6 protein-coding genes and 3 pseudogenes are annotated in these 10,507 nt (G+C 66.3%); all 9 read right to left on the bottom strand.

Going from position 1 to position 10,507, the window contains the following annotated elements:
• Window positions 1-42: 42 nt before the first annotated feature.
• Window positions 43-648: a hypothetical protein gene (locus AC3A6X_RS34575; protein WP_487846400.1), complete on the bottom strand. Its 606-nt coding sequence runs from the start codon at window positions 646-648 to the stop codon at window positions 43-45.
• Between the two features lie 18 nt (window positions 649-666).
• Window positions 667-967: pseudogene (locus AC3A6X_RS34570) on the bottom strand (ISKra4 family transposase); the annotation flags it as partial.
• A 141-nt stretch (window positions 968-1,108) separates the two neighbouring features.
• Window positions 1,109-1,255, bottom strand: a pseudogene (locus tag AC3A6X_RS34565) (helix-turn-helix domain-containing protein); the annotation flags it as partial.
• Between the two features lie 232 nt (window positions 1,256-1,487).
• Window positions 1,488-2,117: a hypothetical protein gene (locus tag AC3A6X_RS34560; RefSeq protein ID WP_487846399.1), complete on the bottom strand. Its 630-nt coding sequence runs from the start codon at window positions 2,115-2,117 to the stop codon at window positions 1,488-1,490.
• Window positions 2,118-2,120: 3 nt separating this feature from the next.
• Window positions 2,121-2,681: a papain-like cysteine protease family protein gene (locus AC3A6X_RS34555; protein ID WP_487846398.1), complete on the bottom strand. Its 561-nt coding sequence runs from the start codon at window positions 2,679-2,681 to the stop codon at window positions 2,121-2,123.
• 7 nt (window positions 2,682-2,688) lie between these two features.
• Entirely contained in the window at window positions 2,689-3,216 is a 528-nt protein-coding gene (locus AC3A6X_RS34550) for a hypothetical protein (protein ID WP_487846397.1), read from the bottom strand.
• 838 nt (window positions 3,217-4,054) lie between these two features.
• Window positions 4,055-4,798, bottom strand: a pseudogene (locus AC3A6X_RS34545) (Tn3 family transposase); the annotation flags it as partial.
• Window positions 4,799-4,947: 149 nt separating this feature from the next.
• Window positions 4,948-9,384 carry a phospholipase D-like domain-containing protein gene (locus tag AC3A6X_RS34540; protein WP_487846396.1) on the bottom strand — a complete coding sequence of 1,479 codons (4,437 nt, stop codon included), beginning with the start codon at window positions 9,382-9,384 and terminating at the stop codon, window positions 4,948-4,950.
• Window positions 9,381-10,502 carry a caspase family protein gene (locus tag AC3A6X_RS34535; protein WP_487846395.1) on the bottom strand — a complete coding sequence of 374 codons (1,122 nt, stop codon included), beginning with the start codon at window positions 10,500-10,502 and terminating at the stop codon, window positions 9,381-9,383. Before AC3A6X_RS34535 ends, AC3A6X_RS34540 begins: the two co-directional genes overlap by 4 nt.
• Between the last annotated feature and the right edge of the window lie 5 nt (window positions 10,503-10,507).

The following is a 10,507-nucleotide window of genomic DNA, read 5'->3' as shown; positions in this document are numbered from 1 at the left end:
CCGGCGCCATCAGCGACGACGAAAACCTCTCCCGCCCCCCGCTCAAGGCTTCCGCCGTCGACGCACGGAGGCATCGCTCTTCGCAGCCGACTTGCTGACCAAGGCCTCGGCCAACATCCGCCGCGTTTTCTCGTGTGAGGCTTTTTCCTCGTCGATCCGGCCCTCGAGCGCTTCGACGCTCGCCGCTAGCGCTTCTGTCTGGGTCCGCGTCTGCGCCAAGTCGATGCCTTGTGCAGCCAGTTGCTCGTGTAGCGCGGCCTCGGCTTGCCGCGCTGCTTCCCGAACCTGGTGGAGCTTCTCCAGTTCGGCCTCCAGCCTCTTGGCCGCTGTTTCCTCGCTCTTGACTCGCCGTTGGTGCTCCCTGGCCAACTCGGATTCCAGCGCCTTGGCCGCTTGCCTGGCCCGGTCCACCTCCGCCAGCATGCGTGTCTCCTGTACAGCGTGCCGCTCTTCGGCCTGGCGCAGATCCTGGTCCCGCGCGGCCATCGCCTCAGCGTGCTCCCGACGCATGCGTTCCTGGGTTTCGCCCGCCCGAGAGAGCAGGGCGGTCAGCCGCTTGAGTTCGTCATCCAGGCCTATGCGCACCCGTTGTGCCTCGAGGGCGTGCTCCTTGAGTTGGAGAGCATCCCACTCCTGGGGGGTGTGCAATGCAGCAATCCCGTGCGCCTACGCCGCGAGCGGCTCTTGGACTGGCGCGCCGGAGCTCGGGTACCACTTCTCGAAGGCCGAGCGCAGCTCGCCGTTCAAGACCTGGGTCCGTACCTGAAGCAATAGGTGAGCGCCGCGCGGCGTCCAGCGCATCTGCTTCTTCACGAACCGTTTGGCGATCACCTGTTGACCGCGGGTTCGACGAAACGGTGGAGATGCGCTCCCCGCACCGGTAGCGTTCGCCGTAGTTGACGATGGCATCGGCATTGTTGTCGATGTAGGTCGCGAATTCATCGAGTGCTCGGGCAAGCTTCTTGAGTACGACCGAGCTCGGGAAGCCCTCTCTTCGCTGCCTATCCCCCCGCGGCAGGATAGTTGTCGGTGCGCCGGGAGACCGGCAAGGAGTAGGTGGTGCAAGTCCGCCGCGATGAAGGAATAGCGATCCACACCTGCGTGAGACCAGGCCGGAAGGCCCTTCGTCCACGTAGCGGTCCACACGGCGCTCGACCTGCCGTCGGCTCATGCCAAGCCGCTGCGCGTCCTGGCCAACCCGAAGCATCCGGTCGACCACCGCTTGAACAGTCTTGAGTCGATCGGCCTCGCGCATCGTCATGGTGATCGTCGCTGCAGCTGTCGCCATGGCCATGCCTCGGAGCTCGTGGCGGCCCAATATGCGACATCTCAACTTTGCTGGAAGGCGACATTACAACTTTGCTCCCACAGTCTGCCAGAGGGATGCGCTTGTCATGTTAAATGCCAAAGCACCATTGAAATGCCGGGAGCGGGCGGCCAATAATGGTAGCGCGCAACCGGCTAGCACAACTCGAACCTGGCCCCTCCTAGTACACCGACGGCGGGTTATTTCCGGCTTGCGCCGAAGATGCTTCGACGGAAGCAAACGACCGTGGCTTTCGTTGAAGCCGGCGATCATGCTCTAGCTGGGCGCGCATCTTTCGCACAAGCTCGATGAAGCCGGAGCGAGATACCTCTGTCGCATCGGGCCGGTCGCCTGTCCCTGCGCGCGTCGGAATGTACGTCGTTTGGCGGCCGGCGAGTCGAACTGCCGTGATGAAGAGCCTCGGCAGTTGCACGATCGCCACGTCGAAGCTTGCTTTCCGCCTGTCGAACTCGGCCGCAACAGAAAGAGCGCTGGACAGGGCACGCGCCGCCTGCGCGCCACGGACCGCAGGAGACATCAACTTGCCGTCGCCAGCGACAGGCAGGTCGATCAGCGCGACCGCCGCATCTTTCTCGGTCAACACCAGGGCACGCCAGCCGGATGGCTTGCCATCGACTGCCGTGGCGCCGCGCGCTACGCGCGCCACCTCCTGGAGGTACACGGGAAACGGTCCGACGAGACGAAGCGCCGCCCCCGGATCCAACGGCTCGCCGAGATGCGCGAGCGCGGTGACGACCGTGCCGTGAAGGCCTTCCAGGACATCATCGAACTGAAGTACACGAAGGACCACGCTTCACCCCTTGGTCAGATAGGTATGCGTCCATCGCCCATGGCCCTGTTGATAGGCGCCGACCTTCAGATCGTCGATCGAGTATGCAGCATCACCGTAGATGGGGTCGGACAGCAAGACCATCTGTACGCCCTGTGCATCTTCGTAAACACCTCGGATCGCGAGGAAATGGCCACTCAAGTCCTTCCATTCGACCCTGATGCAAACAGGTTGACTGGACCGAAGCTCGGCTGCGACATCCTCCGCGCTCGATGAACCGCTTAGAAACTGGTGAAGGTTCCCGGTTTGCGACAGCGCCTTGTCCAGGTACCACCATCGATTGCACGGCCCGAGCGGAGCTGCGCAGCACGACCGAGACAGCTCAGCACTTGCAACTCCGCACTGCGTCCATTGACTTTGAGAGTCGAAGAATCGGGAAACGCTCGACGAGACTGCAGCCCAACACCACTGCGTCTGCTCCTGCGGCGCGACCTTGAAGGCCAAGGTGGCCGCTGGCGCGCCGCCAGCGGTACCGACGGGTTCCTCGGCCTGCAGGACCTGCAACGGAAAGATTGCGGCCCACATGCCGGGGCTACCTGTTCTGATCCCGAATATATTCGCTGAACTTGACGAACTTGACACCCTCCTCGCCCGCGTCGCATGCCTTTTCGAGGACTGGTCTGGCGGGCGCAGCGCCACCTCCAGCGGCGGCAGCAGCCGCAGCCGCAGCCGGCGCACTGAACAAGGGGAACACGGTCTTGATCAGTTCGCCCGTGGCCTTCAGCGTCTCGGCACCTGCGGGCTCGCTGTCGAGCGCAATTTCAGAGGCGGCTCCGTTGTCTGCAAACTTGATGTGAAAGCCAGTCTTGGCGAACTGAGCGCTCTGTGCAGCGACGTAGTACTGCGCACCCGTCGGCAGCGAGGTAGTTCCTACAAACTGCGCTGGCGCGCAATCTCCACCCTTGGTGTGCTTCGTATAGGTCCCACTCTTGATGTACACCTCCGCCGCCCTGAACGGAACGCCCTTGATCTCGCTCTGACCTTCGTTGAAAACGCGCAGTTGCCCGGCACAGCCGGCGAGCACGGTGACGGCAAGAATGCCGATGCATCGAGTAGTCATGGGACCTCCTTCTTAGTGTTCGTCCAGCCTACTATCGAATCTCGCAATCTGAATCCACAAAAATGGGGTCGCGCCGCCACCGCGATTCGCTCGCGATCTTCACGCCGTCTTTCCTCGTCATCCCGGAGGATGACGCCCCCGGCCGCGCGCCCGCCAGGCCCGGCTGCGAAGCGAACAAGGCCAGCCAGCAAAGTGCGGCTCTCCACTCTGCCTAGTTCCCCTGCCCCGTGGGGTTGCATGCATGGCAATCTCCCGGTTGGTGAAGGCAGGAACACTATGAGGGTCGCGCTCGAACCGGCGCATCACCACAATGAGGGAGATTCAAGTGGCCCCAAACGGCGCACATCCCTCATCAATGGCAACGAGCGTGCGGCGCATTGCGCAGATCCTCGAAACGTTGGACGCCCGGGTGTGGCATCTCCCGCCGTTTGGTGGCCAAGCCTGAGTGGGAGCACCCAGACTTGGGACTGAGCCGCTCTCCAAAGAGCTGCCCTATCAGTCAAGACGCATGCGTCTCGGGACTTTGCTAGCCACCAGGTTCTATCTCCACCGAACGGGAAGCGAAGCTGCAATTCAGACAGAGAACATGCCGGACATCTACAACCGGTCTTAGTGCAATCGCCGGTGCGGACGAACCGGTCAACCGGACTCCACGGTACCAATCGCCTCGACCCTGGCTCGCACGGGCAGGTGCCGGACAAGCCCTGAAACTGCACCGAATGAGGCGGCGGAAGTGCTGACTGTCGGCTTTGTGGCATGGATTGAAATTGCCATACGGCTGTCCAGTACCTTGACGAAGGTCCGCTTACTTGTTGGCCAAGGGCCGCAAAGCTGCATTTCAGACTCCAGCCGGTAGCTCATCAGCCGCGCGAGGCCTAAGTACCGCCGAGGCATACGCTTCGATCCTGAGCCGGAAGGTGCCTCGGGAGTTGATGTGCACGAAATGCACGGGTCCGATGCGGCGAAGCCAGGGTCGTCGATATCGATCCCGTCCATGCGCATGCGCTCGACCGCGTCGTTCATCCGGCTGGTGTTCCAGGCCATGTTCGTCAGCAGAGCGTGCGAGCCGGAGATCGCCTTCATCTCATCGCGCCGCCGACCTCGCTCGGGCGCCACCTTGCCTGTGTAAACCGCGCGCTGCAACTGGTGCACCGACTCGCCGCGGCTCAGGAGTGCATGCATTTCGCGTCGGAAGTCAGCAATCGCGATGCAGTCGCACAAGAAGATGCTACGCAGCAGGCGCACCAGATGGTCAGCCGCTTTGTACGCGGGGTCGCCTTGGGGCGCTCCCCAAGAGGCGTAGTGCGATGTCCACGCTGATCCTGCCCGCCCGGGTCGCCATGCATGACAGACGCTTGACCGTCGCGCGTTCGATGCCTTCGGGAACTTGGAAGCCCGTCGGCAGGTACAGCTTGCGCTCTCCGAGATCCTGAAGGCGAGGGCACAGGTCGAAGCCGAGCAGTTTTGCGACTGACATGGCCTCGCTTGAGTATCCATGCGAATCAACGGCAAGCAGCGACAGCCGGATGCGGTCTTCGCCGCGGTTGTACCGCTCGAGACCTTCGATGGCCACGCCGGCCTGGCCAGCTTGGGATGGTCGGTGGCGAGGGCTTCGCGATCGACGCGACCGTGGTTAGGGCGTATGCCAGCCGCGCACGGTGGGTTCCTGCTTCGTGGGCCAGCTGCGTCACACTCACGCCGCACTGCGCGCGCACGGCGCCTGAGCGACGTTCAGCGCAGTTCCTTGCTGCGCAGCCGCGCGGCGGGGTCCCCCAGCAGCACATAGGCGCGCGCGTCGTTGCGCTCGACCCAGCGCCAGACCAGCTCCGCGTCGCTCAAGGGGTTGCCGCCCGGCCCCATCGCGTCGGCGAGCTCGCTGGCCAGCAGCGCGGAGCGCTCGTTGAAGTCCTTGGTGACGTTGCCGAGGCAGGCGCCGTCCATGATCCGGCCCAGGGCGTTCCAGAACGGATTGAGCAGCGGCTGCGTGGTGGTGCCCGTGATCGAGAAGCCCCAGGCGCGCTCGATGTGCCCGAACACGCCCAGCGCGCCGCCGTTCGGGTGGGCGAGCAGCCGCTTGGGCAACGCCGCAACAAACGGGGCGGGCGCAATCGGCACGGGGGCCGCGCCGAGCTCCGTCGGGAAGGCGTCGAACTCGGGCGTGCCCGCGCCGTAGCAAGCGAACAGGAAGGCCACCAGGCCATGCAGCTCCGCATCGTTGGCGATGTCAGCCGCGCGCACGTAGTCAGTCGTGCGGATGGTGCCGACGCCCGCCCAGTCCTGCATCAGCAGGCCGCCCTGGTCGGTGGCCTGCCGCACGTCGCCGATCGGAAAGCCCATGCCATGACCGGCGGTGAAAAGCAGCGAGGGCTTCAGGCCGCGCCCATGCAGCATGTCGAGCAGGGCAGCGCGCCTCGAGTCGGCGCCCAGGCATGCGCGCAGGCGGAAGCCGAACTGGTCCGCCACCTTCGGCAGGAACTCGGCTCCATCCGCCAGTGGCCCCACCAGCGAGGTGCGGCTCAATTTCGTCGCGCCGTCGCCGGCGTGCTGCGGGGCGAAGAACACGGCATCGCGGCTGCTTGCCGGCGCGGGAGCGGTCTCGTAGCGGACCACGCTCTGCGCGTACCGCGTGTACTCCTCGGGCGTGTCGAAGGCGACCCGGCCGACGGCGTATTCCAGGTCTAGCAGGTACTGGAATTCGAACGGGATGTCTTCCGGGCCCCCTAGGACAAGGAGATGGTACGGCACCTTCGCCGGCACGATGGTGCCGAAGCCGACCTGATGCCGCGTCAGCCAGTCGCGTACCTGCTCGCCGGGCCGGTACTCTAGCACCTTGCAGACCTGCTGCGGCACCTGCGCCCGGCGGTGGTCCAGCAGCGACTGGGTCGCAGCGAGCAGGCCACGCGGATCGCCCTCCCGCACGATCACGCCCCAGCCGACCTGCGCCGGCTTGTTGATGTCGAAGCCGTACGGCACGCCGAAGGCCTGGTACGCGGAGCGGCTGGCGCTCGCCCGCACCGCTTCGGGCAGCGCCGGCCGGGTGGCGCGCAGAGCGTGCGCGATCTCCGCGACCGGCTTAGGCGGCGTGAGGTACTGGCCGGTGGCGCCGTCGATGCCGCTCAGCACGAGCTCCAGGGGCGCCGCGGCGGCTCCCGCGTCGGGGGCGGCGCCCGGCGCGCCGAAGCTGATCCAGCCGTTCGCGGGCGCCGCCGCGGCCGCGGGCTGCACGGGAGCAGGGGCCCCGGTGGCCGGAACCCGCGCCCGGGGCAGCTCGTCGAACACCGTTTCCCACGATCGCCTCACCGTTCCCGTCAAGGCGGTCTCGTCGGCGCGGGCGACGCGCGGCTGCCGACGCGCGCCGCGGGTGGTGGCCCGCTGCCAGTCGTACTCGAAGATCTTGCCGCAGTGCGCGGCGATCTCCTTGTCGAAGAACAGCAGGCTGGCGTCGCGGTTGGTCGCCACGCCTTCGTTCGACCAGTTGTGGCTGCCGATCACGGTTCGCTCCCCGTCGATGATGATCACCTTGGTATGGGTGTTCTTAAGGAAGCGGAAGCGGTTCGGATCGAAGCCGAGGGCCACCAGGAGGTCCAGCTTCTCCGGCTCCATGAGGTCGCGGCAGATGATGCGCACGTCGAGGCCGGCCTGCATTTTGTTCCACAGCGCGCCGACCAGCGCGGTGAACTCCTCCAACTCGCCTTCGGGGTTCCAGTTGATGTACTGGTTCTGTAGCCAGATGCTACGCTGCGCGGACTGGATCTGTCCGAGCACGTGGCTCGCATAGTTGTCCGGCGTGAGCAGGGGCTGCACACGCACTTTGCGCTTCAGCCGCAGCGGCTCGAAGTAGCGCGGCGCGGCGAAGGCCTCGGATTCCAGCGCCTCGTCGGCCACGAACAGGTCCGGGCCCACGGCGAACTCCTGCGCCGCCGGCGCACCGCCCTCGCGGAAGTCGTACCGGAGGTACTGCTCGAAGGTGCGGGCCAGGCCGGCGTGCTCGATCACGACGTGGTGCTCCCGGTTGTACGAACCCAGGTAGCGCGGCGGCAGATCCTCCGGCTTGTTCAGGGGATCGTAGGGTGGCTGGTTGGAGCTCTGCCAGTTGCCGCTGGACAGCCACATGCGGCGCGAATCCGCGACGGCGACTTTGATGTGGTATGCGCTCGCGAACACTTCCTGCGGGCCGACCGACATCCACTCGAACTCGAACCGTGAGCCGAGCGCGCGCCGCAGGCGGTCGAGGACGTCTGGGCCGAAGATGTCGTCCGCCTTGCTGCCCTCATCGCGGATCTTCTCCGGCACCGGATGCATGGTGACTTCGAGCCGTGCGTCGTCGTCGGCCAGCAGCGTGCCGCGCAACTGGCGGTAGATGTGCGGCGCGGTGAACTGGTACATGCCGATCTGCAGGCGGTGCTGGACGGGCTGCCCCAGGAAGTCGCGCAGCACCGGCCAGCCGGCGTCGGGGCTGGTGGCGAGCGTGAGCTCCATCTCATCGTTCACCTCGTCTAGCGCGAGTCCATGTGGCGGCCGGTAGGTGCCGCGCACCGGCGGGCGGAATTCGGGCATCGCCGGCATCAGCAGCCGATCGAAATCGGAATGCGTTATCGGCGAGGCGATGCCGCGCGCGTGGTAACGCATCTGTTCCTCAGGCGAAGCCTCGAGGGCACGCACCGGCACCCGCAGGATGGCCGCATATTCCTGCTCGATGGCCGCCGCCGCGCGGCCGAGCGGGGGAAGGAACGAGAGCACGGCGGCCGGCGTCGGACCGCTCGCGTCGTACCGGAACCCGGGCCGCATCGAAACGAGGTCGGCCACCGTGGCCAGCCGCGCGCGGTTGGCGACGATCGCGTCGCGCACTGGCTGGAAGCGCGCCTGAAGGTCCGCGCTGGGCTGCAGCGGTGTGGTGGGCATGGTGTCTCCTTGGGCTAAGCGCAAGCCCTTGACGAGTGAACGGAGTTGTCCGTCGTCAGCCTGCAGGATGGTGAAGAGCGCGTCGGGTCGGGTGGCCGACTCCAGCGTTTCGGCCCATTCCTTGAGCGAGTCGAAGGGGCCCGGTTTGGGTTTGCGGCGCTCCTGGCTGTCCGGCTCGTCCCAGTTCCCCAGCAGCCGCACGGCGTCGCCTAGCAGGCGCACGCCTTCCGTGAAGACGGGCACGCCGCGCCGCGCGGCGGCGTGCAGCAACTGTCGGATTTCATCAAGGTCGCGCTTGCGCGAGCGATCGCGCAGGAGCTGCGTGGCACGGATGATCGCGCCGTCCGGTAGCCACTCGAAGCGCTCGGCGAGGTTCCTGGGCCAGTCGTGCAACTGCTCGAAGGATCGCGTCTGCAGCAACAGATAGCCGCCGGCGGCAGCCGCCAGGGGACTGAGCATCTTCTCGAACAGCATGTTCTCCGCCGCGTTCCGCACCGAGGGCGCGAACTGGCGGGCCGCGGCGAGGTCGCCGGAGTGGAGGTAGCCAAGCATCGGCGCCAGCCACTCGTCCTGAACGAGCACGTCGACGTCAGCGGACGAGGGCACGCTTTCGCCATGGCAAAGCTTCAGCACCACCTGAACGTTCGGCTGCGGGTGGTAGGTGTTCCACGGTACCGGCACCGTCGCCAGCACCTGCTGCGGCCCTGGGACGTCGAAGGCAAGATAGTGGCGCTTGCCGAACGCCTCGACCCCGTCCGGCGCGCCTCCGGTGAAGGTGCAGCTGAGCAGGCCCAGCTGGCTGTCGATATCCGCTTGCCAGCGACGTTCCGGCGACACGGTGAGATGACCGCTCGCGTCGCGGACCCAGAGTTGCGGCTGCATCTGGCTGACGCGCGCGTCGGCGCGTTGCGTATCGACGTGCTGGGCCGCCATGGGGCTGACGAGGCCCGGCCAGCTCATCCACTCGTGAGGGGACCGACGGGGCTTTATCAGCAGCGTCTTTTCCTCGCCTTCACCCAGCTCCACGTCCTCAGTGAGGATCTCGCCGGAGGGTAGCCGGACCTGCACGTTCAGGCTTCCCGAAGGCACCTCGATGGCGCTCGTGGCTTGCTTCGGCCCGATCGGAACGAGCGTCCGGATCGGCTTGCCGGCGCTCGTAAGCGACACAACCTCGGCGAACACGCCGGTGGGGAAGGGCGAGCTCTGGGCATCCAGGGAGTCGCCGTCCAGCCATTTCTGGACGCCCAGATTCAGCTTTGCGTTCATGGTGCCTTGACCTGGTGATTGCGCGACGGCGGGCGGACGACCAGTTGCTCCAGCACCGGTTGGTCCGCCGCGGCGAAAGCCGCGCTGATCTCGTAGGGGGTCTGCGCCGCTTCCAGCGCCACTTCCCACGGCCTGTGGTCCCCCGCCATGCGCTGCCCGACATCGGCGCCGTTGCGCCGCACGCGCAGTGCCGCCTCCTGCATCCGGTCCTGGGGCGCGCAGGTAACATACACGGGCACCTTCGGCGGGCGCTGCGGCTTCCACAGGACGTACCCGCCGTTGTCGCCGCCGGCGCGTGCCCGTTGCGCGGGCGCCTGCTGTAGCCGCTCCTCGTTCTCCAGCAGGTGATTCACCACGGTGACCAGGCGCTCCGAACGGACGGACCACGAAGTCCACTGCTGCTCGTCGTCGTCCCAGGCGGCGCCGTCGAGCGCCTTGATGAGCGCGCGCGTGAAGCGGCTTGCTTCACCCGGCCTGCCGTAGGCCACTTGCGACGCCGCGGTGGCCTTGAGGATCACGTGGTCTCGCGCTTCCGCTGAGGGCTGGTCGTTGACATCCGGCGCCACGCCAGCGCGCCCGAACTGCGCGAGCGTACCCTGCAACGGCGGCGGCATGTTGCGGCAGGCGTCGACGACGAACCACTGCTTGCGCGCGAGACAGCGGTCCATGCCGACGGTGAAGACGTTGAGATTGAGCGCATCGTCGCCGATGTCCGCGGCGTTGCGCCCGAAGTCCTGCGCCAGCAGGGAGCCGACCGTGCCCTTTTCGACCCCGTGGCCGGCGAAGTAGAAGATCGCCAGGTGGTTCTCACTCGTGTTGCAACGGTTGAACCAGGCCCCGATGGCCGGGAACAGGTTCTCCGTCGTGGCGCGATCGACCTGGGCACCGCCGAAGTTCGAGGGCGCGCCCGGGAGGGAGACCAGCAAGTCCAGCGTGGCGAGCGGCCATTGCGCGTTACCCGGGAACTCGCCCTGCAGCCACTGCGCGAAAGCAAGCGCCGAATGAGCGGCCGAATCGATCAGCCCCACGCCCCACCCGTGCAACGGATAGTCGCCAACGCCGACGACCAGTGCATGGCAGCAGGGACCGGCCCTGGGAGTATCGAAGACAAGTGACACCGTGG

It is taken from the genome of Variovorax sp. Soil_C_12, from assembly GCF_057657375.1.
This window is presented reverse-complemented; position numbering and strand designations above follow the sequence as displayed.